Origin of the sequence: Aminobacter sp. P9b (assembly GCF_045345995.1) — a bacterium.
In the GTDB taxonomy this organism is placed as follows: Bacteria; Pseudomonadota; Alphaproteobacteria; order Rhizobiales; family Rhizobiaceae; genus Aminobacter; species Aminobacter niigataensis.
Genome location: NZ_CP150082.1, coordinates 433,105 through 456,086, shown reverse-complemented (window position 1 = coordinate 456,086; position 22,982 = coordinate 433,105). Strand labels below are relative to the sequence as shown.

22 protein-coding genes are annotated in these 22,982 nt (G+C 64.0%); 9 read left to right on the top strand and 13 right to left on the bottom strand.

Going from position 1 to position 22,982, the window contains the following annotated elements; genetic code table 11:
- Positions 1–244 precede the first annotated feature (244 nt).
- Complete coding sequence (locus WHT83_RS02360; RefSeq protein ID WP_318763466.1) at positions 245–1,432, top strand: MFS transporter; 1,188 nt, start codon at positions 245–247, stop codon at positions 1,430–1,432.
- A gap of 128 nt (positions 1,433–1,560) precedes the next feature.
- Here WHT83_RS02360 and WHT83_RS02355 read toward each other — a convergent pair whose 3' ends face one another.
- The 6 genes from WHT83_RS02355 to WHT83_RS02330 form a co-directional block, all read right to left on the bottom strand.
- Positions 1,561–1,719: a DUF3309 family protein gene (locus WHT83_RS02355; protein WP_108606475.1), complete on the bottom strand. Its 159-nt coding sequence runs from the start codon at positions 1,717–1,719 to the stop codon at positions 1,561–1,563.
- Between the two features lie 96 nt (positions 1,720–1,815).
- Positions 1,816–4,989 (bottom strand): efflux RND transporter permease subunit, encoded by a 3,174-nt coding sequence (locus WHT83_RS02350; protein ID WP_183262757.1) that lies wholly within the window; start codon positions 4,987–4,989, stop codon positions 1,816–1,818.
- 3 nt (positions 4,990–4,992) lie between these two features.
- Positions 4,993–6,123: an efflux RND transporter periplasmic adaptor subunit gene (locus WHT83_RS02345; RefSeq protein ID WP_406872854.1), complete on the bottom strand. Its 1,131-nt coding sequence runs from the start codon at positions 6,121–6,123 to the stop codon at positions 4,993–4,995.
- Positions 6,124–6,368: 245 nt separating this feature from the next.
- Positions 6,369–7,499, bottom strand: a complete 1,131-nt coding sequence (locus WHT83_RS02340) for a patatin-like phospholipase family protein (RefSeq protein WP_406872853.1) — start codon at positions 7,497–7,499, stop codon at positions 6,369–6,371.
- Positions 7,500–7,522: 23 nt separating this feature from the next.
- On the bottom strand, positions 7,523–8,305 hold the full coding sequence (locus WHT83_RS02335; RefSeq protein ID WP_406872852.1) for a 3-hydroxybutyrate dehydrogenase: 783 nt from the start codon (positions 8,303–8,305) through the stop codon (positions 7,523–7,525).
- A gap of 121 nt (positions 8,306–8,426) precedes the next feature.
- Positions 8,427–9,020, bottom strand: a complete 594-nt coding sequence (locus tag WHT83_RS02330) for a hypothetical protein (protein WP_406872851.1) — start codon at positions 9,018–9,020, stop codon at positions 8,427–8,429.
- Between the two features lie 121 nt (positions 9,021–9,141).
- Between WHT83_RS02330 and WHT83_RS02325 the strand changes: the two genes are divergently transcribed.
- From WHT83_RS02325 to WHT83_RS02315, 3 genes are all read left to right on the top strand, one after another.
- Positions 9,142–9,873 carry a methyltransferase domain-containing protein gene (locus WHT83_RS02325; RefSeq protein ID WP_406872850.1) on the top strand — a complete coding sequence of 244 codons (732 nt, stop codon included), beginning with the start codon at positions 9,142–9,144 and terminating at the stop codon, positions 9,871–9,873.
- Between the two features lie 101 nt (positions 9,874–9,974).
- On the top strand, positions 9,975–11,225 hold the full coding sequence (gene ispG / locus WHT83_RS02320) for a flavodoxin-dependent (E)-4-hydroxy-3-methylbut-2-enyl-diphosphate synthase (RefSeq protein ID WP_183262751.1): 1,251 nt from the start codon (positions 9,975–9,977) through the stop codon (positions 11,223–11,225).
- 2 nt (positions 11,226–11,227) lie between these two features.
- Positions 11,228–12,082, top strand: coding sequence for a lytic transglycosylase domain-containing protein (locus tag WHT83_RS02315; RefSeq protein WP_183262750.1), 855 nt, complete (start codon positions 11,228–11,230; stop codon positions 12,080–12,082).
- Positions 12,083–12,089: 7 nt separating this feature from the next.
- On the opposite strand, the gene WHT83_RS02310 is transcribed toward WHT83_RS02315, so the two are convergent.
- From WHT83_RS02310 to WHT83_RS02295, 4 genes are all read right to left on the bottom strand, one after another.
- Positions 12,090–12,557 (bottom strand): PTS sugar transporter subunit IIA, encoded by a 468-nt coding sequence (locus WHT83_RS02310; protein WP_406872849.1) that lies wholly within the window; start codon positions 12,555–12,557, stop codon positions 12,090–12,092.
- Positions 12,558–12,569: 12 nt separating this feature from the next.
- Positions 12,570–12,743, bottom strand: a complete 174-nt coding sequence (locus tag WHT83_RS02305) for a hypothetical protein (protein ID WP_406872848.1) — start codon at positions 12,741–12,743, stop codon at positions 12,570–12,572.
- Positions 12,744–12,902: 159 nt separating this feature from the next.
- A complete protein-coding gene (locus tag WHT83_RS02300; RefSeq protein ID WP_406872847.1) occupies positions 12,903–15,233 on the bottom strand; it encodes a response regulator in 2,331 nt (776 codons plus the stop codon).
- Positions 15,234–15,350: 117 nt separating this feature from the next.
- A complete protein-coding gene (locus WHT83_RS02295) occupies positions 15,351–16,268 on the bottom strand; it encodes a polyprenyl synthetase family protein (protein ID WP_406872846.1) in 918 nt (305 codons plus the stop codon).
- A gap of 128 nt (positions 16,269–16,396) precedes the next feature.
- Between WHT83_RS02295 and mtgA the strand changes: the two genes are divergently transcribed.
- The 3 genes from mtgA (at position 16,397) to WHT83_RS02280 (ending at position 18,025) form a co-directional block, all read left to right on the top strand.
- The gene (gene mtgA, locus WHT83_RS02290; RefSeq protein ID WP_183262746.1) at positions 16,397–17,107 is read left to right on the top strand and encodes a monofunctional biosynthetic peptidoglycan transglycosylase; all 711 of its coding nucleotides are present in this window, start codon (positions 16,397–16,399) and stop codon (positions 17,105–17,107) included.
- A gap of 153 nt (positions 17,108–17,260) precedes the next feature.
- On the top strand, positions 17,261–17,443 hold the full coding sequence (gene rpmF, locus WHT83_RS02285) for a 50S ribosomal protein L32 (RefSeq protein ID WP_008834724.1): 183 nt from the start codon (positions 17,261–17,263) through the stop codon (positions 17,441–17,443).
- Positions 17,444–17,611: 168 nt separating this feature from the next.
- The gene (locus WHT83_RS02280) at positions 17,612–18,025 is read left to right on the top strand and encodes a hypothetical protein (protein ID WP_108606486.1); all 414 of its coding nucleotides are present in this window, start codon (positions 17,612–17,614) and stop codon (positions 18,023–18,025) included.
- A 32-nt stretch (positions 18,026–18,057) separates the two neighbouring features.
- Here the strand turns inward: WHT83_RS02280 and WHT83_RS02275 are convergent, their stop codons facing one another.
- Both WHT83_RS02275 and phaR read right to left on the bottom strand, forming a co-directional pair.
- On the bottom strand, positions 18,058–18,486 hold the full coding sequence (locus WHT83_RS02275) for a GlcG/HbpS family heme-binding protein (protein WP_406872845.1): 429 nt from the start codon (positions 18,484–18,486) through the stop codon (positions 18,058–18,060).
- Positions 18,487–18,808: 322 nt separating this feature from the next.
- Entirely contained in the window at positions 18,809–19,411 is a 603-nt protein-coding gene (gene phaR / locus WHT83_RS02270; protein ID WP_406872844.1) for a polyhydroxyalkanoate synthesis repressor PhaR, read from the bottom strand.
- 296 nt (positions 19,412–19,707) lie between these two features.
- Between phaR and WHT83_RS02265 the strand changes: the two genes are divergently transcribed.
- Positions 19,708–20,892, top strand: coding sequence for an acetyl-CoA C-acetyltransferase (locus WHT83_RS02265; protein WP_108606488.1), 1,185 nt, complete (start codon positions 19,708–19,710; stop codon positions 20,890–20,892).
- 97 nt (positions 20,893–20,989) lie between these two features.
- Entirely contained in the window at positions 20,990–21,712 is a 723-nt protein-coding gene (locus tag WHT83_RS02260) for a beta-ketoacyl-ACP reductase (RefSeq protein WP_183262743.1), read from the top strand.
- A 70-nt stretch (positions 21,713–21,782) separates the two neighbouring features.
- Here the strand turns inward: WHT83_RS02260 and aqpZ are convergent, their stop codons facing one another.
- The gene (gene aqpZ, locus WHT83_RS02255; protein ID WP_406872843.1) at positions 21,783–22,472 is read right to left on the bottom strand and encodes an aquaporin Z; all 690 of its coding nucleotides are present in this window, start codon (positions 22,470–22,472) and stop codon (positions 21,783–21,785) included.
- Positions 22,473–22,982 lie beyond the last annotated feature (510 nt).

Sequence of the window (22,982 nt, the reverse complement as noted above, 5' to 3'; positions counted from 1 at the left end):
CCTCGAAAGTTCGCGTACAACGGCTATTGGACGGAATTCGGGCAAAAATTAACCTTGGTTAACCGTCTGGCCCAATGATTGCCTCCACTTACAGCTTGAGCCTATGCTAAATCGATTTAAATTCATGGTGACCCGACATCTGCGCACACCGCCCGGTGCAAGCGCGGTAACATTTTGAATCCGCCGCTCACGCTGATCTGAAATCGATTTCAGGTGCCGGATCCATGTGCTAGGAGACGCGGCGATGGACGCCACCGACACAACCGCCCCTGCCAGCCGGGCCCGCTGGGCCGTAGCTGCTGCCTTCTTCATCAACGGTTTCATCACCGGAAGCTGGGCGCCGCAGATCCCGCTGCTGCTGACGCGGCTCGAGATCAGCGAGTTCGTGCTCGGCCTGCTGATCCTGGTGTTCGGTCTCGGTGCGCTGACGGCAATGCCGTTCTCCGGCTACCTGATGACCAAGCGGGGTTCGCGGCCGGTGGTGATCGGCTTTGCCTGGATCGTGGTCTTTGCCCTGCTCCTGGTGGTGCTCTCGCCAAATGTCTGGGTGGCGGCCGTCACGATGTTCATCTTCGGCGGGTCGATCGGCGCCATGGACGTGGCGATGAACGCCAATGCGGTGGCCGTCGAAAGGAAGCTGTCGCGCGCGATCATGTCGTCGTCGCATGGTTTCTGGAGCCTTGGCGGCTTTGCCGGCGGAGGGCTTGGCGGCATCTTCATCCTCAGTTTCGGTCATCTGCCGCATGCGATGTTCGTCACCGTCGCGGCCGCGGCGATGACGGCATTCGCCCTGCCTCACCTGATCGGCGAGGACAAGCCGGTGGCGCATGAGCACCATCACTTCCGCTTGCCGCGACTTCCCACCATCTACCTGGTTGGCATCATGGCGCTGTTTTCGATGATCCCGGAAGGCGCCGTGCTCGATTGGGCAGCGCTCTATCTCAAGCAGGAACTCGGCGCCGACATTGCCACCGCTGGCTTCGCGTTCGCCGCCTTCTCCGGCATCATGGCCCTGATGCGGTTTCTCGGCGACGGCGTGCGCAACCGCTTCGGCGCGGTGACGACGCTGCGCGTGTCGGCGCTCATCGCGGCGTGCGGCATGCTCGCGGCGGGTCTTGCGCCGAACCCATGGGTCGCGATCGCGGCATTCGCCTTCTGCGGGCTGGGCGTGGCCAACATGGTGCCGATCGCCTTTTCCGCCGCCGGCAACCAGCCGGGCGTGCCGTCGAACATCGGCATGAGCGTCGTAACGACCATGGGTTATTCCGGCATATTGGTTGCCCCGTCGGGGATAGGCTTCGTTGCCGGGCATGTCGGCTTCGCGCCTGTCTTCGTGACGTTGTCGGGGTTCCTGGTGGTCGTCTGCCTGATGGCGGGGCTGGCCCGTCACGCCGATTTCAGGGCCATGCCTCAGACTGCGCCGGCCGAATAGCAGGCCCTCTCACTCTAGCGTTACGGCCCGAGGAGGCTCGCTTTTCGGCCGCCCCCTGGTCCAGCATCAACGCGCGCAGCTTTGAGCCTGCGCCGCTTCGATCGCAGCAAGGCCGCCGGCCAGTGCGGTCAGATGCGGCCCATCAGCATCAGCACCAGAAGCACGACGAGCAACACGCCGACGATGCCGGAAGGGCCGTAGCCCCAGCCGCGGGAATGGGGCCATGCGGGCACTGCGCCGAGCAGGATCAGGATCAGGATGATCAAAAGCAGCGTCGAGATGGTCATTGTTGGTGCCTCGCAATTTCGTGTTGCATCAAGGCAGCAACGCAAAAGGCCGCCCGGTCGTTCCGGGCGGCCTTTTTCAACCTGATTGCAGAATGTTTATTCGGCGGCCTTGGGGAAGGCGACCTCAGGTTCGGCATCCTTGGTTTCCGCCGGCGTGGCGGTTCCCTTGGAGATACGATCCCTGCCCCAGCTGAACAGCCTGCCGAACCAGCCGCGCTGGCCGGGCTTGCGTTTCTCGCGGGTGAACACCATCAGCATCGCCGGCGTCACCACCAGCGTCAGCACGGTGGCGAAGGACAGGCCGAAGACGATTGCCGACGACAGCGCGATCCACCACTGGGTCGACGGCGCATTGATCGTCGTCTCATGATGGAAGATCTCCAGGCCAAGCCCGAATGCGATGGGCAGCACCCCGAGGATCGCAGACAACGCCGTCAGAACCACCGGACGGGCACGCTCACGGCACGTCTGGAGCACGGCGTCGAGCTTGTTCCAGCCTTCGTCGCGCAACCTGTCGTAGGTGTCGATCAGCACGATGTTGTTGTTCACCACCACGCCCGCCAGCGCGATCATGCCGATGCCCGACATGACGATGACGAAGGACTGGCCGGTCAACAGCATGCCGAGCAGCGCACCCACCGTCGCCATGACAACGCAGGTCAGCACCAGGATGACGCTGGTGAACTTGTTGAACTGCGCCAGGAGCACGATGAAGATCAGGAAGATCGCCGCGCCGAAGGCGTTGCCGAGGAACGCACTGGCCTCGGCACTGTCCTCGTTGGAGCCGGCCAGCTTCCAGTCGATTCCCGGCTGGGCCATCTGCTCGACCACCTTGGTGACCTCGGCCTGCACCGCGGCAACCTGGTAACCGGAGGCGACGTTGCCCTGGATGGTGATCGTACGCTTGGCGTCGATGCGGTTCAGGACACCGACCGTCGGCTCGGGCTTGCGCGAGACGAAGTTCGAGATCGGCACCGAGCCTTGCGGGGTGACGATGCGCAACTGGTCGAGCGCGGCAAGCGTGCGGCGGTCCTCCGGCAGCCGCAGCCGGATGTCGACGGCATCGTCGGCGCCGGCCGGGCGATAGTCGGTGAGCTTGAGACCGGTGGTCACGAGCTGCACGACGGTACCGACCGCCGTCGGGCTGACGCCATACTGGGCCGCCTTGGAACGGTCGACTTCCAGCGCCCAGTCGATGCCGGGCGGAGGCAGGCCGTCGGAGATGTCGATGACACCGGGTACCTTGGCGACCGCCGCCGCGACGTCCTTGGCGTAGTCGTTGAGGCCCGTCGGGTCGACGGCCGCAAGCTGCACCTGGATCGCCTTGCCGGTCGGCGGTCCCGCGTCAGGAACGCGGACTTCGACGTCCACACCCGGGATGCCGGCCATCGTGGCGCGCAGTTCGTCGAGGATGACATGCGCCGATTTGCGTTCGCGCCAGTCGACGAACTCATACTGGATCACGCCGACGACGTCTTCGGGGATGTCCTGGCCGCCGCGGCTCTTGCCGGAGCGGGTGTACACCGATTTGATGCCCGGCCAGCCGAGGATCCGCTTTTCGGCCTCGAGCGTGGCGGCGTCCATCTCTGCGAGCGAGAGGTTGCCGCGCGCATGGACGTAGAGCAAGCCATAGTCTGGCTCGACCGTCGGGAAGAACTCCACGCCGTTGCCGAACTTGACATAGGCATAGGTGCCGCCGGTGAGCAGGGCCACCGTCAGCACCAGCGCGGTGATCGGATAGGTGACCGCTTTCTTGACGACCCCCATGTAGACGCCGTCCTTGAGGTCGTCCTCATGATGCTTCGGTGCCTTGGCGAACAGGGCGCCGATGGTCGGCGCGAAGATAAGCGCATAGGCCATCGACGCTGCCAGCGTGACGATCAGCGTGATCGGCAGATACTTCATGAAGTCGCCGATGATGCCGGGCCAGAACAGCAGCGGCGAGAACGCCGCGATACGGGTCATGGTGGCGGCAATGACGGGACCTGCCATGCGCTTGGCGGCCAGTTCGAACGCCTCTTCCTTGGGCATGCCTTCCGACATGCGCCGTTCGGCGAATTCGGTGACGATGATCGCATCGTCGACCAGCATGCCGACGGCCAGGATCAGGCTGAAGAGCACGATCATGTTGATCGTGTAGCCCATCAGCGCCAGCGCCAGGATGCCCATCAGGAACGACGACGGGATGGCGAGGCCGATCAGCAGCGAAGCCCGGCCCGACAGCGCATAGAGGATGACGATGAAGACCAGGATGACGGCAATCAGCACGTGGTTCTGCAGGTCGTTCAGCAGCTGGTTGACGAAGACCGACTTGTCCTGGGTGTAGGTGACCTTCATGCCTTCCGGCGCAGTCTTGACGAACGCGTCGGCGACGGCCTTTGCACCGTCGATCGTCTCGACGATGTTGGCGCCGATGCGCTTCTTGACCTCGATGGCGATTGCCGGCTTGCCGTCGAGACGGGTGATCGTCTCGGCATCCTTGAAGGTCGAGCGGACCGTGGCCAGATCCTGGACGCGCACGACGGCATTCGGCGTCGCCACCACGGGCAGGCGCGCCACGTCCTCCGGCGTTTCGATCAGTGCCGGCACCTTGACGGCGTATTTGCCTTCCGAGCCTTCGATGGCGCCAGCGGCGACAAGGCTGTTGGACTGGCCGATGCCCTGGATCATCTGGTCGAGCTGCAGGCCATAGGACGACAGCTTGACCGGATCGATGATCGCCTCGACGAGTTCGTCGCGCGAGCCCTGCAGCGTGCCTTCGAGCACGCCGGGTACTTCCTCGATCTGGTCGCGCAACACCTTGGCGGCAGCGGTCAGCGCCCGCTCGGGCACGTCGCCCGACAGGGTGACGACCAGGACCGGAAACTCCGACAGGTTCACTTCGTTGACCGTCGGCTCCTCGACGCCGGCCGGCAGGTCGCGCTTGGCGTCCTGCACCTTGTTGCGGGTGTCGATCAGGGCATCACCCAGATCCACCGACGGGTCGAACTCGACGATGACGTTGGCGCCGCCCTGATAGGCGTTCGACTTCATCTCCTTGAGCCCCTTGAGGTTCTTGAGCTGTGACTCGACCGGTCTCAGCAGCAGGCGCTCGGCGTCCTCAGGCGAGATACCCTGATAGACGAGGCTGACATACATAATCGGAATGGCGACGTCCGGCTCGGCTTCCTTCGGCACGGCGCGGTACGCGAGCGTACCGGCGATAACGAGGAAAAGCAGGACCGAAAGGGTCAGTCGCGCATTGCGGATCGCAAGCTTGACGATATCCATTTTTTACTGCGTCCCGGTCGCATCTTCGGCGAGCTTCTTAAGTACGGCCTCGTTGGCCGGTTCGGCCTTCACCTCGTCGCCTTCCTTGACCAGGTCCTGGCCGGCGATGATGATCTGTGCGGTGGCAGGAATGCCGCCGAGCACCAGCCCGTTCTGCGTGTCGTCGACAAGGTCGATCGGGTAGAAGACCACCTTCGAGGCGCCATCGACGGCGCGGATGCCGAGGTCGCCATTTTCGCCCAGCGTCACTACGGAACGTGGGAGCATCACGGCATCCACCGGCTTGGCGCGCACTGTAATCTCGGCAGTCATGCCGGCGGGGATCGCGCCATCGGCGTTCGGGATGGCGATCTCCACCGGGAAGGTGCGGGTCTGGGACGTGGCGTCACGGCTGATGTAGCGCACCTTGCCGTTCACGACCTCGCCATTGACCAGCTTCACTTCCGCTTCGTCGCCGATCTTGACGTAGCGCAGGTCGCGTTCGCTGATCTCGCCTTTGCCCAGGATCGGATCGAGGTTCAGGATCGTGGCCACTTCGCCGCCCTGGATGACGGAGGAGCCAAGCTCGACCGCAACGCGGTCGACGACGCCGTCGAAAGGCGCCTTGACCTGGTTGCGCGACAGTTCGGACTCCGCCGCCTGCAGCTGCGACAGCGCGGTCTGGTAGTTGGACCATGCGCTATCGGCCTGCAATTTCGCGACCGAGCCGGCCTTCATCAGCTTTTCGGTGGCTTCCCATTCAGCCTTGCGCTGGACGAGCACGGCCTTGGCCGTGTCGACGGCGGCAGTCTTTTCCTCGGCGTCGAGCATCAGTACAAGGTCGCCTTGCTTGATGTGATCGCCCTGTTTGACCGGCAGTTCGGCAATTATGCCGGCGGCACGCGTTGCCAGTGTCGCACGCTTGTTGGCCTCGGTCTGGCCGGAGATACGTATCGCACGGGCATGGTCCAGTCGCGGTGGCGCCACGACCATCACGGTGCGCAGCGGCGCCTTGGGCTGTTCGGCCTGAACAGGCTTTTCATCAGGAGATGGCTGTGCACTGCCCACCGACGAGAATTTGCCGGTGCCCATCCAGGCGGCGAAACCGACGAGCACGACCAAGGCTGCAAGCTTATGGAACCTAATCTTCGACATTGTCGCTATATCCATTAAGGACGGTTGCGGCTCACCGCGATCTTGCCTGGCGCGTCGTCCCGATATGGTGGCGCGCAATGCCGCATTCAATCCGCCGCGGGGGCAAAGGGGCGGAAGGGCGTCTTCTACATCAAATGTGCATCGCAAAATAGTGATAAAAAGTAATGGAAATATCATCCTGACAAAACTGGCAGGAGCTGTCAGCACGCTGCGGTTGCTGCCGCGGAAAGCCCCGGTTTCCCGGCCTAGTTGTGTTGCCGCACGGCAGCCGGCTTCGTTCTGGTGGCCAGGAATTCACGTACGCGGCGGCCGACGGAAGGTCCGCGCAACGGCTTGAAACCGTCGTCGAGTTGCCCGGACAGGTCGAGCGTGGCGCGCTTGCCGACCGAATCAAAGTTGTCTTCCAGCCAGTCGCTAGCTGATGTGCGGCCAAGGTCGCGCAAGTATTCGAGGAATGCCCATTCGGCATTGACCTTCGAGGACGCCGAAAGATCCTTGAAGGCCTCGTCGGCATCGATGCGATGCATGCGGATGTCGCGGAATTCACCTTCCGGCAAGCGTCCTGCAGCGATCAGTTCCTTGATGAAGGCAATGGCGCGGAATTCGCGCAGGAGACCGGCGTTGAAGGTGATCTCGTCAATGCGGTTCTGGATTTCGTTGGCCGTCTTCGGCGTCTGCTCGCGGATCACGGGGTTGATCTGGACAAGCAGCACGTCGTCGCTGTCGTTGGCCTTGAAGAACGGATAGATCGCCGGATTGCCGCCGTAGCCGCCATCCCAGTAAGGCACGCCCTTGATCTGGACCGCCTGGAAGATCTGCGGCAAGCAGGCCGAGGCCATGACGGTGTCGAGGTCGATCTCGCCGTCGCTGAAGACGCGCAGCTGACCGGTCTCGACATTGGTGGCCGAGATGAACAGGTCGATCTCCTTGCAGGCCCGCACGTTGCGGAAGTCGATCTCCTCGGCAACGACGTCGCGCAGCGGGTTGAGGTTCATCGGGTTGGCGACATAGGGCGAGAACACCCGCGACATGGTGTCGAACCAGATGTAGCCGGGCGTGTTCTCGATCGACCAGTTGCCCCACAACACATCCCAGGGCGAGCGCTGCACCGGGCTGAAACGCCCCTTGCGAGCCACCGCGCGCCAGAAGTCAGCGAGCTTGGCGCGGGCGCCGTCGGCACCGCCGCGGACCCAGCCGTCGGCAAGCGCGACCGCGTTCATCGCGCCTGCGCTAGTGCCTGACACCGCCTTGATGTCGAGGCGCCCGTCTTCCAGCAAGCGATCGAGCACGCCCCAGGAGAAGGCGCCGTGCGAGCCGCCGCCCTGCAGCGCGATGTTGATCGGCTTTGTCTCCTCCGCCTTGCCGTTTCCAGTCATGGCGTGTTGTTCCTTTTGGGCGGTCACTGGGCGGTCCAGCCACCATCGACCGAGATGTGCGTGCCGTTTATCTGTGCGGCTGCCGGCGAGGCAAGGAAGACTGCGGTCGCCGCGATCTCCTCCACGGTGACGAATTCCTTGGTCGGCTGGCGGTCGAGCATGACCTCGCGGATCACCGTCTCGCGGTCCATGCCGTGCGCCTTCATCTGGTCCGGGATCTGCGCCTCGACCAGCGGGGTCAGCACATAGCCCGGGCAGATGGCGTTGCAAGTGATCTTGTCGAGTGCGACTTCGAGCGCCACGGTCTTGGTCAGGCCCATGATGCCGTGTTTGGCCGAAACGTAGGCCGACTTGTAGGCCGAGGCGACCAGGCCGTGGGCGGAGGCGATGTTGATGATGCGGCCGCCACCGGCCTTCTTCATCAGGGGAATCGCGGCTGCAGTCGTATGGAAAGCCGAGGTCAGGTTGATGGCGATGATCGCATCCCACTTCTCGGTCGGGAATTCTTCGACCGGCGCGACATGCTGGATGCCGGCATTGTTGACCAGAACGTCGACCGAGCCGAACCGCGCGGCGGCCTTGGCGACGAGGTCGCGGCACTCCGCACCCTTGGACATGTCGGCCTTGATATAGACCACTCTTGCCCCGTGCTCCTTGGCGAGTTTTTCCGCCAGCGCGTGGTCGGCCGGCGTATCCGAGAAGGAATTGAGGACGACGTTCAAACCGTCCCTGGCGAATGCCTCGGCAATGGCGAGGCCGATGCCGGACGTCGAGCCGGTGACGATGGCGGTTCTGGTCGTGGTCATGACGAGTGGGTCCTTCCGAAATGCCTATATTGCGATGCAACATATACGTGCTGTGCGGCGCAATAAAAGCATCGCCGCAGCACGGTTTCGTGAAATTGTGGGGCGAGCGGCCCGTTGAACCCTACCAGTCGTCGTAGGCCGGGCACTTGGCTTGAGGCATTTTCGACAACAGGAAACGCTTGTCGTCCGCGCCTGGCGTCAGCTCGAACGCATTGGCTTCGTCCTCGCCGCAGTCGAGCGTCATGCGCAGCCGCCCGAGCGCCTCGAGATCGACGAGCACCTTGTCGGCGCCGTTTCGTTTGACGATCACGCCGCCGCCGTCGCAGTCGACGCCGCAAAAGATAGACTTGCCGTCGTCCGCCACGCTGCACTCGCCCATGGCGGTCAGTGGCTTGCCTTGTTGAGCATCGCGCAGCCTGGCCAGGATCTGGAAATAGTAGTTGCGCTGGCCCTTGGCCGCGAACTCGTCCGGATCGTGGATGTAGTAGGCGATGCGGAACTGCATTTCCGTCACCTGCTGCTTCGGGTGGTTCTTCAGATGCGCGGCATCGTAGGCGCGGCCGAAGCAGGCGCGTGCCCCTGACTGCGGCGGAATGAAATTGGCAAGTTCGCCTTCCTTGCCGGGCTCGATGGCCTGGGCAAAAGCCTGTCCGGCGACAAACAGGCCGAACGCAAGGGCGAGCGACAGTGCGGGTCCGCGAAGCATCATCGGCATGGCATCCCCCCATGGAATGACCCCATCATAGCCCAATCGCCGTTGCTGTTAAGCGGGTCGGCGAGGTGGAGCGGCTGTCCGTTCGTTGACAAGCACGGTCCGGTTGGCCACTCATCGCGCCATGACCGACCAGAGCTACAGCGACCTGCGTCTTGCCTCCGTCTATGACGCCCTCAATCCTGCCGGCAGGGACACGGATTTCTATCTCGATGTCGCTGGCGACAATCCCAGGACGATCCTCGACATGGGCTGCGGCACCGGCCTGCTCGCTGTCGAATTTGCCCGCCGCGGCCACAGGGTAACAGGCGCCGATCCGGCCGCCGGCATGATGGCCATCGCCCGCGCAAGGCCTGGAGGCGATGTGGTTGCGTGGATCGAAAGCGACGCGGCCGGACTTGCGACGGACGCACGCTTCGACCTGATCGTCATGACCGGCCACGTGTTTCAGGTATTTCTCACCGATGAAGCCATCGCCGCGACGCTGGCCAATCTGCGCCGTCATCTCGCGCCGAACGGCCGACTGGTCTTCGAGACGCGCAATCCGGCAGTGCGCGAATGGGAAGAATGGACGGCTGCAGATACGTCCACGCGTGTGGAGGTGGATGGTGTCGGCCCGGTCGATGTCCACTACGACGTGACCTCGGTCGAAGGCCAGTTCGTTCGCTTCGAGACGCATTTCGGATTTGCCGATGGCGACAAGGTGGTGACGCCGAGCGAGTTGCGCTTCATCGAGCGTGACCAACTGGCAGAAGCGCTCGCCCGGGCCGGTTTCGCCGAGGTCGAGTGGTATGGCGACTGGGATCGTTCGCCCGCACGTCCTGACAGCCCTGAAATCATCGTGATTGCGGGCTAGTGACGGCCGCCCTTGGCGGGCGCGACCTCCTGCGATATTGACATCGCAACCAGTGCGCGCCACCTCAGGCGCTGATATCTCGAGCTTAAGAAGGCCGTCCGATGACCGGCTACTTTTCTTCTCCCTTTCCTCGCCGCCAATCGGTCGGCGTCAGCGTCGGCGGCGTGATCGTCGGTGGCGAGGCGCCGGTCGTCGTGCAGTCGATGACCAACACCGACACCGCCGACATCGACAAGACGGTGGCCCAGGTGGCGGCGCTGCATCGGGCCGGCTCGGAGATCGTACGCATCACGGTCGACCGCGACGAGAGCGCTGCCGCCGTCCCGCATATCCGCGACCGGCTGGCCCGCCTCGGCATCGACGTGCCCTTGGTCGGCGACTTCCACTACATCGGCCACAAGCTGCTGGCCGACCATCCGGCCTGCGCAGAGGCGCTGGCGAAATACCGCATCAATCCGGGCAATGTCGGCTTCAAGGACAAGAAGGACAAGCAGTTCGCCGACATCGTCGAGATGGCGATCCGCCACGACAAGCCGGTCCGCATCGGCGTCAACTGGGGTTCGCTCGACCAGGACCTTTTGACCAGGCTGATGGACGAGAACCAGGAGAAGGGTTCGCCGCTCACCGCCAACCAGGTGATGCGCGAGGCGATCGTGCAGTCGGCGCTGATCTCGGCCGACCTTGCCGAGGAGATCGGACTTTCGCGCGACAAGATCATCCTGTCGGCCAAGGTCAGCCAGGTGCAGGATCTGATCGCCGTCTACACCATGCTTGCCGCCCGCTCCGACCACGCGCTGCATCTCGGCCTGACCGAGGCCGGCATGGGCTCCAAGGGCATCGTTGCCTCGTCGGCGGCCATGGGCATCCTTCTGCAGCAGGGCATCGGCGACACCATCCGCATCTCGCTGACACCGGAGCCGAATGGCGATCGCACACGCGAGGTGCAGGTGTCGCAGGAACTGCTCCAGACCATGGGCTTCCGCCAGTTCGTGCCGATCGTCGCGGCCTGCCCGGGCTGCGGCCGCACCACCTCGACCGTGTTCCAGGAACTGGCCCAGACCATCCAGGAAGACCTGCGCAAGAACATGCCGGTCTGGCGCGAGAAATATCCCGGCGTCGAGGAGCTCAAGGTCGCGGTGATGGGCTGCATCGTCAACGGGCCTGGCGAATCCAAGCATGCCGATATCGGCATCTCGCTGCCGGGCACCGGCGAAACGCCGTCCGCGCCAGTCTTCATCGACGGCAAGAAGGCCGCCACCCTGCGTGGCCCCGCCATCGCCGCCGATTTCGAGAAGATGGTTGCCGACTATATTGAGCGGCGCTTCGGCGGCGGCAGGGCGGCGGCCGAATAAAGATGCGCAGCCTGGCGGGGACAGCGCTGGCTTTCCTCGTCACCCTGGCCCTGTGTGTGCCATCGCTCGCCGATCCGCCGCGCCCGCGCAAAAAGGATCATGTCGCCCGCGTCTGCGACCTGATCGACACCCACGCCAGGCGCCATGGCCTGCCCAGCGAGTTCTTCGCCCGGCTGATCTGGAAGGAAAGCCGCTTCGACCCGAACGCGGTCAGCCCGGCGGGCGCCGAAGGCATAGCCCAGTTCATGCCCGGTACCGCTCGCATGCGCGGCCTCGCCAATCCCTTCGACATGGATCAGGCGATCCCCGCCTCGGCGCGCTATCTCGGCGAACTCAGATCGGGCTTCGGCAATCTCGGACTGGCGGCCGCGGCCTACAATGCCGGCGAAAACCGCGTCGCACGCTGGCTGTCGTCGGGCGGTTTCCTGCCGCTCGAAACCGAGGACTACGTGCTCGACATCATGGGCGAGCCGGCCGACAATTTTTCCGACAAGACCTATGCCGGCACCAACCGGCCGCTCGATCCGAAGATGGCGTTCATCGTCGCCTGCCGCAATTTGCCAGTCATCATGTCGTCGACGGTCGCCATGGCGAGCGTGCATGTGAAGCCCTGGGGCATCCAGGTCGCGGGCAATTTCCGACGCTCGGCGGCCATCAAGCAATGGCAGCGCCTCGAAAGGCGCTTCCCGGCGCTGCTTTCATCGCATGACCCCGTCGTCAGCCGGGTGCGGACGCCGATCGGCCGCCGCGGCATCTATGCCGTTCGCATCGGCGCCGACGATCGCGGCGAGGCTGCGGTCGTCTGCCAGAAGCTGCGCAGCGTCGGCGGTTCCTGCCTCGTCGTCAGGAACCGTTGAAGCCCCTTCAGGCGGCCGATGGCGTTCGCTCGGCGACGAGCAGACGACGATAGACGATTGCGGTATCGTTTTCCTGGCGCAGTTTTGCCACCAGACCGGGCTCGCGCAGCGTCCGGACGATCCTGGACAGCAGATTGAGATATTCACGCGGCGCGGCTTCCGGCAAAAGCAAGAGCACGACGATATCGACATCCTGGTCATCGATGGCCTCGAAAGGGCAGGGCGTTACCAGCCGGACGAAGGCGCCGAACGGTCTCTGCAGGCCGCTCAGCTTTGCGTGCGGGATGGCAATGCCTTGTCCCAACCCGGTGGAGCCGAGCTTTTCGCGTGACGCCAGCGCCGTCGTGATTTCGGCGGCGCTGGCGCCGGTGCGCGCTGCGGCGTGCCGTGCCATTTCCTTGAGAAGCCTCGTCTTGCCTTCGGCCTGGAAGCCAAGGATGACGTCGTCGGGCTGCAGGACGTCGGAGATGTTCATGGCCGGCGGCCGTCAACTGGAAAGCATGGCGGCAAGCGCCAGGCTGCCGAGCAGCACGCCGGTGACGAAGAACAGGCGGGTGAACATGAAGGGTTCGGTCTGGCCGGTGACGGGCTTGGCCTGCTGCCCGACCGTGTCAGCGACTTCAGAGCTGACGAACCGGTCCGGAATGTGGGTGCGAAGCATCTCGGTCTTCCTTGTTGCTTGCCGGTTCGGCAGGAATTGCCGCCGTCGGGCACGCTCGGGAAGCTAGAAGCTGCGACATCAGGATTCGAGAGAGGCGAACGCCCCAAGAAATAGGAAAGTCATAAAGGCGCGGGATCCCGCGCCGATCGATCTTGCTCGTCAGGCCGACCGCACCAGTTCGGCGCTCTCGCTCAGCCAGGTGCCGATCTTGGCGCCGAGCTTGTCCGGCGACACCGGCTTGGGCAGGTAGTCGTCCATGCCGGCGTCGAGGCACTTCTCGCGGTCGCCCTTCAGCGCATGGGCGGTCACGCCGATGATCGGCGTTCGGCTGCCATTGGCCGCTTCCTCGGCACGGATGGCACGCGTCGCCTCGTAGCCGTTCAGCTCCGGCATCGAGACATCCATCAGGATCAGCTTCGGCTTGAAGGTGCGATACATCTCCACTGCCGTGCGGCCGTTGCCGGCGATGCGGTGGCTGAGACCCAGCCCGGAGAGGATCTGGCCGAAGACCAGCTGGTTGACCTCGTTGTCCTCGGCCACCAGCACGTCGAGCCCACCGCTTTGCAGCGGCGCCGGTTCCGGCTGGGCGAGCGGCGCCGGCGCCGGGCCGCGGATGACGGTGAAGGCCGGCGAGGCCTGGCGGACCGGTTCGCGCACGAACTCGGTGCGGCCTGCCTGCGACCGCGCCTTCTGCACCGCTGCGATCACCGTGCCGAGCAGCACGGCGGAGCGCGCCGGCTTGGTCAAATGCGCGGCGATGCCGAAATCGAGCACCATGCGGCCGAAATCGACCTGGTCGACCGAAGTCAGCAGCACCACGGGTATGGAGGCTGTGCGGCTGTCGGCGGCGATCGCCTTGGCGACGTCGGCGCCGTTCATGCCCGGCATCTGGTAGTCGAGGATGACGCAGTCGACGCTGGCGCCGAGCTGGGCGGCGCGGTCGAGGAATGCGAGGCCGATGGCACCGCTTTCGGCGGCGGCGCAGTCGAAGCCCCAGCTCTTCAGCTGTTCGAGCAGGATCTCGCGGTTGACCGGGTTGTCGTCGATGACCAGCACGCGCGCGCCGGTGACATCGACCGGCACCGCGCTGCTCGCCTGCTGCGCCTCGTACAGCGGCAGCAAGGCGGTGAACCAGAACACCGAGCCCTTGCCGAGCTCGCTTTCCACGCCGATATGGCCGCTCATCAGGTCGACGAGGCGGGCGGCGATGGCAAGGCCGAGGCCAGTGCCCTCGTGGCGGCGGGTCGAGCTGCCGTCGACTTGGGCGAACTTCTCGAACACGCTCTGCAGCTTGTCTGCGGGAATGCCGATGCCTGTGTCCTCGACGCGCACCTTCAGCGCCACCGTATCGCCGACCAGTTCGCCCGAGACGTCGACCAGGACATGACCGCGCTCGGTGAATTTCACGGCGTTGCCGACCATGTTGGTGATGATCTGGCGGAAACGTCCGACATCGCCCATCACATGCGTCGGCAGGCGCGGATCGATGCGGACGATGAGTTCGAGGTTCTTTTCGGCGACACGCGCAGAGATCAGCGTCGCGACGTCCTCGACGGCCTCGCCAAGATGGAAAGGGGCGGGGTCGAGCGTCAGCTGGCCGGCGTTGATCTTGGAGAAGTCGAGCACGTCGTTGATGATGGTGAGCAGCGCATTGCCCGACTTGACGATGACATCGGTAAAGGTCTTCTGGCGCGGGGTCAGGTCGGTGCGGGCCAGCAGCTCCGCCATGCCGAGTACGCCGTTCATCGGCGTGCGGATCTCGTGGCTCATATTGGCGAGGAATTCCGACTTGGCGCGGTCGGCGGCCTCCGCCTTGGACAGCGACTCGGCACTCTCGGCAAACGCCTTGCGGATGGCGTGCTCCATCGGCCGGAAGACCCAAATCGCGACACCGCCTATCACCAGCACCAGCAGGGCGGCCGCTGCCATCAGCAGCCTGTCGCTACGGGCCTCGGCAAAGCGGCGCTCTTTTTCCATTGCCGCACTGGCGCGCAACAGCATGGGTTGGGCGAACAGGTCGTTCTGGTTGCGGATCTCGCGATAGCTCCATTCGTCCGGGCTCTGGGCCGTGGCCAGGGCACCGAGATTGCGGGCGATATCGCGTGCCGACCAGAACAGGTCGCCGTTGACCGAGGCGCTGTCGATCTCGCGCAACGAGCTTTGCGCCAGCTGGGGCCGTACCGAGTTGATGGCGCCGGTCAGGTTGTCGATGCCGGCTTCGAGCCGTGCCGCATGGTTGCGCCCGGCAGCCATCAAGGCATCGCGGGTTTCGGGGCGCCAGGCGGTGGTCGTCGTCTCGGCGAAGTTGGTGGCGTTGCGCAGGTCGCGGGTGAACGACAGGAGCTCGCTGGCGATGGCATCGACATCGCGGCGGTAGGCGTTGCCCTGGCTGAAGGCCATCATCACGGCCATCGAGGTAAGCGCGAAGATCAGCAGACCCGAAAGGTATCTGATCCGTATCGAACGGATGAACGACGAGTGCTCCGGCATGCGCAACCCCAACACATACGCACAATTTTACAGAGCCGGAATAGACACCATTAACATTAAGAGTTTCTGACCCGCTAAACTGGTCGTCAAAGTAGTGCCTGAAGATCCGCTCCCGGATCAGCTGTTGCGTTCGGCGATGAAACTTGCGGCCGCCTTGAGCATGATTGCGCGCTCGCCATAGGGTTCAAGCAGGGCATGGGCCTGGCTGACCAGTCCGGACAGCTGCGACCGGGCCCAGTCGGCACCGTGCAGCGAAACCAGCGTCGCCTTGCCGGCAGCAGCATCCTTGCCTGTGGCCTTGCCCATGGTTTCGGCATCGGCGGTGAGGTCGAGCAGATCGTCGGCGAGCTGGAAGGCAAGGCCGATCGCCGACCCAAACTCGGCCAGCCTTTCGCGGTCCGCCGTGGATGCGCCGGCAATGATGGCGCCGGCCTCGCAGGCGAAGCGGATCAGCGCGCCGGTCTTCATTGCCTGCAGGCGAATGATGCCGGCCTCGTCGGGCTTGTTGCGTTCGGCGTCGAGGTCGAGGGCCTGGCCGCCGACCATGCCGCCGGGACCGGCAGCACGGGCCAGCGCCAGCACCAGCGCCGCCCGGCGTTCCGCCGGCAGTGGCGTGGTCTCGTCGGCGATGATGTCGAAGGCGTGGGTCAAGAGGCCGTCACCGGCCAGGATCGCGGTCGCCTCGTCGAAGGCCTTGTGCACGGTGGGCTGGCCGCGACGCAGGTCGTCGTCGTCCATCGCCGGCAGGTCGTCATGGATCAGCGAATAGCAGTGCACGCATTCGAGCGCCGTGGCGACACGAAGGGCTGCGTCGCCGTCGGCGTCGAACAGCGCGGCACTTTCCAGCACCAGGAATGGCCTCAGCCGCTTGCCACCGTTGAGCGCGCCGTGGCGCATGGCGGCCATCAGGTGGGCGGGCCGTACAATCTCGCCGGGCAGGATGCGGTCGTCGAGCAAAAGCCGGAGCTCGGTCTCGACGGTGTCGGCGCGCATGCGAAGGGCGGCTTCGAACAGGATATGGCTGTCGTTCGTCATGGCGGCGAGCGGTAGCCGACAGTCAGACGTTGCGCAAGAAGCCAAGCGCCTTTATGCCGAGAGGCTGAGAGGCAAGGGCGGACGGGTTGGCGGAACCGATCATAGAGCCGGAAACCGAAAGGCTGGACATGGCAGCTGCACGACGCGGGATGTTCTCGCGTGGGGGTCTGCGCCGCTGGGTGCGGCTCGGCGTGCTGACTGTCGCCATCATGGCCGCGCTGCCGGTCGTGCTGACCGTCCTCTACATACCGCCCGTCGTTCGCCCGATCTCGACCTTGATGATCAAGGACCTCGTCACCCTGCAGGGCTATGACCGGCAATGGGTGGCGCTCGACGACATCGCCCCGGTGCTGGCGCATTCGGTCATCATGTCGGAGGACGGGCAGTTCTGCACCCATCGCGGCGTCGACCTGGGCGAACTCAAGGGCGTCATCAGCGATGCCCTGGACGGCGAGGCGACCCGCGGCGCTTCCACCATTCCGATGCAGACTGTTAAGAACCTGTTCCTCTGGAACGGCCGCTCCTTCCTGCGCAAGGTGGTCGAGCTGCCGCTGGCGATCTATTTCGATGCCCTGGTGCCGAAGCGCCGCATCATGGAAATCTATCTCAACATCGCCGAATGGGGGCCCAACATCTACGGCATCGAGGCCGCCTCGCAGCATTATTTCGGCAAGCCGGCGAGCCAGCTTTCCCGCCGCCAGGCGGCGCTGCTTGCCGTGACATTGCCCAACCCGGCGGCACGCAACCCGGCCAAGGCCGGCCCGGGCCTGAGGCGCCTGGCGACGGTCATCGAGCGCCGGGCCGGCAAGGCCGGTGCCTATGTCCAGTGCCTGAACTAGGAAGACGCTGGCCGCGACCGAAAAAAGAGTCGCTTCGGGCTGGTCAAGTTCCGTCTCGCCGTGTATAGGCTCGCCAACTTTCTCAGTTTCCGGCCCTTGCGCGGCCCTTTCACGAGGGCGGAGGGTCATTTGACCGATTGGTGGAGTATATCCATGGCTGTTCCGAAACGAAAAACCTCCCCGTCCAAGCGCGGCATGCGCCGCTCGGCCGACGCGCTCAAGGCCCCGACCTATGTCGAGGACAAGAATTCCGGCGAGATGCGCCGTCCGCATCACATCGACCTGAAGACCGGCATGTATCGCGGTCGCCAGGTTCTGACGCCGAAGGAAAGCTGAGACAGCTTTTCCAAGGAAAGCTGATTGGCTTTTCCTTAGCACGCCTATCAAGAAAGGACCGGCTCAAGCCGGTCCTTTCTTTTTGCGTGTCCGGATGGTGCTGAAATCTCTTGACGCCAAGGCGGCTGGGGATTCTAGAAGGTGCCGGCGCAACGCGGAGACCGGTCCATGCTCGCGGGCATTCCCCTACTGATCATCCCCTTCATTCTCTACAATGCCGGCGTCGCCGGCCTGTTCGGCAGCGGCCCCGATGGCAACCCCTGGGCGACCGAGATTCTCACGCTGGGAATGATGTCGGGCGGCAGTTTCGCGCTCACTCTCGGCGACCTGCTGATCGTGGTGGCGCTGCTGCTTTTCTTCGTCGAGATCGTCAAGGCGACCCGCACGGGCAGCGCCTCGGTCGTCGATCACCTGCTCTCGACCTTTGTCTTCGTTGCGTTCCTGGTCGAGTTCCTGCTGGTGCGCGGCGCCACCAGCTCGGTCTTCTTCATATTGATGGTGATCGCGCTGCTCGACGTGCTGGCCGGCTTCTCGGTGTCGATCCGCTCGGCCAACCGGGACGTTACGTTCGGACGCGAGTAGGAGCGCGTCCCCCAAGGGAACGCGCTCGCCGTTCAGACCTTGGCGATGAAGCCGGCCGATTCGATGCCGGCCATCGCCGCCAGTTCGTCATTGTCCGACGTGTCGCCGGAGATGCCGACTGCGCCGAGCACGGCGCCATCCTTGTTGCGGATGAGCACGCCGCCCGGAACCGGCACGATCTTGCCGCCGGAAACCGCTGAAAGCCCCTGGAAGAAATGCGGCCGTTCGACCGCGGCAACGCCGAGTGCACGCGAGCTTGAGCCTACGGCGAGCGCGCCATAGGCCTTGCCCGAAGCGACTTCGGCGCGGATGAACGGAGAGCCGTCCTGGCGCTGGAAGGCGAGCAGGTGGCCGCCGGCGTCGAGCACGGCGATGCCGAGCGGCTTGAAGTTGCTCTTGCCGCCCAGCTCGAACGCGGTGGCGATGATGGCGTTGGCCTTGGCCAGCGTCAGTTCTGTCATGGTTGGTCCTCCGATTGATGGCCGCCTAGCAAACACGCTTGGGCGGCCGAGCAAAACCCTGCGTCAGGTTGAAAATCTCTCGCCCAAAGGGTAGGGACCCGCGCGCTGGCGATGCGATGCCAACGGCATTCGCTGTGGATTTCAGAAGTCAGCTTGGAGATTTTGTCGGCCCTTGGCCAAGAGTGCCCTTGCCGGACCTGACTGGTTGCAGCAGTCCCGCTGGTCGCACCTTCACATCGGCCCGGTCTTCGCTATCGCTCCGGGCGCTCGACGCTCGGAAAGCCAAGCAATTGGCTTTCCGCCGCCTTTGGCCGACCGTGCCTCACCCCATCGAGTCGATCTTCCGCTGCATCGCGGCAAGCTGTTCCTTGAGTTCCTTCAACTCGTCCGGCTTTTCATGGGCGTCTTTCCTGGCCGGTTCGGCGGGAGCGGTGCCTGTGCCGGGCGCCGGGAAGGGGGTGAACATGCGCATCGCGTTCTGGAACAGTTCCATGTTGCGGCGCGTCTGTTCCTCGAGCGCCTTCATCGGCGTCGCGCCCTTGATCATGTCGGTCGGCGCCTTGCCGAAGGCCGACTTCATCTGCTCGCGGAAACGCTCCTGCTCCTTGGAGAAGGCAAGCATCGACTGTTCGAGGAAGCTCGGCACCACCATCTGCATCTGGTCGCCGTAGAAGGAGATCAACTGCCGCAGGAACGGGATCGGCAGCATGTTCTGGCCGTCCTTGTTCTCCAGTTCGAAGATGATCTGCGTCAGCACCGGATGGGTGATGTCTTCGCCGGTCTTGGCATCCTGTACGGTGAATTCTTCACCTTTCTTGACCATCTCGGCCAAGTCTTCGAGCGTCACATAAGTACTCGTGCCGGTATTGTAGAGCCGACGGTTGGCGTATTTCTTGATGACGATCGGCGTGTCTTTAGCAGGCATCAGCATCCTCCCCCGGAAGACCGGTATGCCATGTAAGCAGCCGGTAACATTTCGCCGGAAAGCAGGATAAGCGCAAAGCAACCGCAAATCCAAGCGGTTTGTGCACTGCAAGAAGGCCAGGCGGGTCAACGCCGGCAAAAAAATGCTGCGCAGCATTTGCTGCAGTGCGGCCGCAGCATCGGCATTCCAGCGATTTTCCGGTTTGACTCGGGTCCTGGAACGGGCAAGAAAAGTCAGGAGCGCCAACGTCCTCGACGCGCAACAAACCATTCGTCTCACGAAGTCTGGAGAGAAACATGTCCGCCTCGTCCTCCATCGTCGTCGCCAGCGCCGCCCGCACGCCGGTAGGCTCGTTCAACGGCGCCTTCGCCAACACGCCGGCACACGAACTGGGCGCCATCGCCGTCAGGGAAGTACTGGCCCGCGCCGGTGTCGATCCCAAGGAAGTCGACGAGGTCATCCTTGGCCAGATCCTCGCCGCTGGCGCCGGCCAGAACCCGGCCCGCCAGGCCGCGATGGCCGCGGGCGTGCCGCAGGAAGCGACAGCCTGGGGTCTCAATCAGCTTTGCGGCTCGGGCCTGCGCACCATCGCCATCGGCATGCAGCAGATCGCCACGGGCGACGCCAAGATCATCGTCGCCGGCGGCCAGGAATCGATGTCCATGGCGCCGCACTGCCAGCATCTGCGCGGCGGGGTGAAGATGGGCGACTTCAAGATGATCGACACGATGATCAAGGATGGCCTGACCGACGCCTTCTACGGCTACCACATGGGCAACACCGCCGAGAACGTTGCCCGCCAGTGGCAGTTGACGCGCGACGAGCAGGATCAGTTCGCCGTCGCCTCGCAGAACAAGGCCGAAGCGGCCCAGAAGGCCGGGCGTTTTGCCGACGAGATCGTCCCCGTCACCATCAAGGGCAAGAAGGGCGACACCATCGTCGACCAGGACGAATATATCCGCCATGGCGCGACGCTCGATTCACTGGCCAAGCTGCGGCCGGCCTTCGACAAGGAAGGCACCGTCACAGCCGGAAACGCTTCCGGAATCAATGACGGGGCTGCGGCGGTCGTGTTGATGACCGAAGCCGAAGCCGTGCGCCGCGGCCTCACCCCGCTGGTCCGCATCGTCTCCTGGGCAACCGCCGGCGTCGATCCGCAGATCATGGGCACCGGCCCGATCCCGGCATCGCGCAAGGCGCTCGAAAAGGCCGGCTGGTCGGTCGGCGACCTCGACCTCGTCGAGGCCAACGAGGCGTTCGCGGCGCAGGCCTGCGCGGTCAACAAGGACATGGGCTGGGATCCGGCGATCGTCAACGTTAATGGCGGCGCCATCGCCATCGGCCATCCGGTTGGCGCTTCCGGTGCCCGCGTCTTCAACACGCTGGTCTACGAGATGCGGCGACGCAGCGCCAAGAAGGGTCTCGCGACCCTGTGCATCGGCGGCGGCATGGGCGTCGCGATGTGTGTCGAGGCGATGTAACTCGGAAACAAGAAAAGGGCGGCCAATGTGCCGCCCTTTTTGCCTCTAAAGGTCTGTCGCGAAGGCAGGCCATAAAGCAGCAGAAAAGGGGAAGCGCATGAGCAAGGTTGCACTCGTCACTGGCGGAACCCGCGGCATTGGCGCCGCGATTTCGGTCGCGCTGAAGAACGCAGGCTACAAGGTCGCCGCCAACTATGCCGGCAACGACGAGGCTGCGCAGAAGTTCAAGGCCGAGACGGGCATCCCGGTCTACAAATGGTCGGTTGCCGACTACGATGCCTGCGAGGCCGGCATCAAGCAGGTCGAGGCCGACCTCGGCCCGGTCTCGGTGCTGGTCAACAACGCCGGCATCACGCGCGACTCGATGTTCCACAAGATGACGCGCGAGCAGTGGAAAGAGGTCATCGACACCAACCTGAACGGTGCCTTCAACATGACCCATCCGCTGTGGAGTGGTATGCGCGACCGCAAGTTCGGCCGCGTCATCACCATTTCCTCAATCAACGGCCAGAAGGGCCAGGCCGGACAGGCCAACTACTCGGCGTCGAAGGCCGGCGACATCGGCTTCACCAAGGCGCTGGCCCAAGAAGGGGCACGCGCGGGCATCACCGTCAACGTCATCTGTCCGGGCTACATCGCCACCGAAATGGTGATGGCGGTGCCGGAAAAGGTGCGCGAATCAATCATCGCCCAGATCCCGGTCGGCCGGCTTGGCGAACCGGAAGAGATTGCTCGCTGCGTGGTGTTCCTGGCCTCCGAAGAGTCCGGCTTCGTTACCGGCGCGACCCTTTCGGCCAATGGCGGGCAATATTTCGTCTGATAACAGGCAATCATCTCCATAAAGGAAACGGCGCCGCGAGGCGCCGTTTCCGTTTGGTGCGGTGGTTCGGCTACTTGTCGCCGAACAGCGACTTGTGGGCGATGCCGGCAAGCGCTGCACCGACGATCGGGGCGACCCAGAACAGCCAGAGCTGTTGCAGGGCGACACCGCCGACGAACAGCGCCGGGCCGGTCGAGCGCGCAGGGTTGACCGAAGTGTTGGTCACCGGAATCGAGATCAGGTGGATGAGCGTCAAGGCGAGGCCGATGGCGATCGGCGCAAAGCCGGTCGGAACGCGTTCGCTGGTCGAGCCGAGGATGATCATCAGGAACATGAAGGTCAGCACGACCTCGATGATCAGCGCCGAGGACAGGCCAAATTTGCCCGGCGAGGCGTCGCCATAGCCGTTGGTGGCAAAGCCGCCGATACCGGCGAAATCGGCCTTGCCGCTGATGATGAGGTACAGCACCGTGGAAGCGGCGACCGCGCCGATCAACTGGGCGATGACGTAGGGGACCAGATCCTTGGCCTCGAAACGCCCGGCCATCATCAGGCCGACCGAGACGGCGGGATTGAAATGACCGCCGGAGATGCCGCCGACCGCATAGGCCATGGTCAGCACGGTGAGGCCGAACGCTAACGCAACGCCGGAAAAACCGATACCCAGTTCGGGGAACGCAGCGGCCAGGACAGCGCTGCCGCAGCCGCCGAAGACGAGCCAGAATGTGCCGAGGAACTCGGCGAATAGACGTTTGGACATGATATTCCCTCCAATATCGTGCGCCTGCGTGGTGCGCCGCATTTTCCGGAGGCCCCGCCTGGGCATCCCCCGCCGCGCAGACTCAACGTCGCAATGGAGACATGCTCCGATCCCGGGCACAACGGGTGTGGTTCCCTTAACGTAATGCAATCACAGGTATTTTTGCTGAAGCGCGGGTGTGCCGCCATGGCACGCAAAAGTTAATGCGGCGATCGAGCCGCTGTGGACAGCGCGGTGCATAGGCTGTGGATAATAGGTGGAGAAGCCGGCCTGATACTACATCTAGTGGTGAACAAATCGGGAAAATTGCCCGAACAGTGATTCGTCGCCTGTTCGTTCCGCATTTGGTTCAAATCTTAACTAAATGCCGCGGACGCCGGCTCCGACCGTTAACTCGCCGGTAGGAAACGTCAACAAATTCATTATTTTGCACGCGGTTGACGCGCAGGTTTCTTCGCTTGGCCGGCAAAGGTTAACGGCGGGCGTGCAGAAGCACGAAACGGGCCACTT

What these genes read in the sequence shown, in the direction of transcription:
- WHT83_RS02260 (WP_183262743.1), top strand. Translation starts at nt 20,990, where the DNA reads ATGAGCAAGGTTGCACTCGTCACTGGCGGAACCCGCGGCATTGGCGCC.
- WHT83_RS02280 (WP_108606486.1), top strand. Translation starts at nt 17,612, where the DNA reads ATGCTCGCGGGCATTCCCCTACTGATCATCCCCTTCATTCTCTACAAT.
- WHT83_RS02295 (WP_406872846.1), bottom strand. Translation starts at nt 16,268, where the DNA reads ATGACGAACGACAGCCATATCCTGTTCGAAGCCGCCCTTCGCATGCGC.
- WHT83_RS02340 (WP_406872853.1), bottom strand. Translation starts at nt 7,499, where the DNA reads ATGACTGGAAACGGCAAGGCGGAGGAGACAAAGCCGATCAACATCGCG.
- aqpZ (WP_406872843.1), bottom strand. Translation starts at nt 22,472, where the DNA reads ATGTCCAAACGTCTATTCGCCGAGTTCCTCGGCACATTCTGGCTCGTC.
- WHT83_RS02335 (WP_406872852.1), bottom strand. Translation starts at nt 8,305, where the DNA reads ATGACCACGACCAGAACCGCCATCGTCACCGGCTCGACGTCCGGCATC.
- ispG (WP_183262751.1), top strand. Translation starts at nt 9,975, where the DNA reads ATGACCGGCTACTTTTCTTCTCCCTTTCCTCGCCGCCAATCGGTCGGC.
- WHT83_RS02325 (WP_406872850.1), top strand. Translation starts at nt 9,142, where the DNA reads ATGACCGACCAGAGCTACAGCGACCTGCGTCTTGCCTCCGTCTATGAC.
- WHT83_RS02265 (WP_108606488.1), top strand. Translation starts at nt 19,708, where the DNA reads ATGTCCGCCTCGTCCTCCATCGTCGTCGCCAGCGCCGCCCGCACGCCG.
- WHT83_RS02345 (WP_406872854.1), bottom strand. Translation starts at nt 6,123, where the DNA reads ATGTCGAAGATTAGGTTCCATAAGCTTGCAGCCTTGGTCGTGCTCGTC.
- WHT83_RS02315 (WP_183262750.1), top strand. Translation starts at nt 11,228, where the DNA reads ATGCGCAGCCTGGCGGGGACAGCGCTGGCTTTCCTCGTCACCCTGGCC.
- WHT83_RS02355 (WP_108606475.1), bottom strand. Translation starts at nt 1,719, where the DNA reads ATGACCATCTCGACGCTGCTTTTGATCATCCTGATCCTGATCCTGCTC.
- WHT83_RS02310 (WP_406872849.1), bottom strand. Translation starts at nt 12,557, where the DNA reads ATGAACATCTCCGACGTCCTGCAGCCCGACGACGTCATCCTTGGCTTC.
- WHT83_RS02350 (WP_183262757.1), bottom strand. Translation starts at nt 4,989, where the DNA reads ATGGATATCGTCAAGCTTGCGATCCGCAATGCGCGACTGACCCTTTCG.
- mtgA (WP_183262746.1), top strand. Translation starts at nt 16,397, where the DNA reads ATGGCAGCTGCACGACGCGGGATGTTCTCGCGTGGGGGTCTGCGCCGC.
- WHT83_RS02275 (WP_406872845.1), bottom strand. Translation starts at nt 18,486, where the DNA reads ATGACAGAACTGACGCTGGCCAAGGCCAACGCCATCATCGCCACCGCG.
- WHT83_RS02305 (WP_406872848.1), bottom strand. Translation starts at nt 12,743, where the DNA reads ATGCTTCGCACCCACATTCCGGACCGGTTCGTCAGCTCTGAAGTCGCT.
- rpmF (WP_008834724.1), top strand. Translation starts at nt 17,261, where the DNA reads ATGGCTGTTCCGAAACGAAAAACCTCCCCGTCCAAGCGCGGCATGCGC.
- WHT83_RS02360 (WP_318763466.1), top strand. Translation starts at nt 245, where the DNA reads ATGGACGCCACCGACACAACCGCCCCTGCCAGCCGGGCCCGCTGGGCC.
- WHT83_RS02300 (WP_406872847.1), bottom strand. Translation starts at nt 15,233, where the DNA reads ATGCCGGAGCACTCGTCGTTCATCCGTTCGATACGGATCAGATACCTT.
- phaR (WP_406872844.1), bottom strand. Translation starts at nt 19,411, where the DNA reads ATGCCTGCTAAAGACACGCCGATCGTCATCAAGAAATACGCCAACCGT.
- WHT83_RS02330 (WP_406872851.1), bottom strand. Translation starts at nt 9,020, where the DNA reads ATGCCGATGATGCTTCGCGGACCCGCACTGTCGCTCGCCCTTGCGTTC.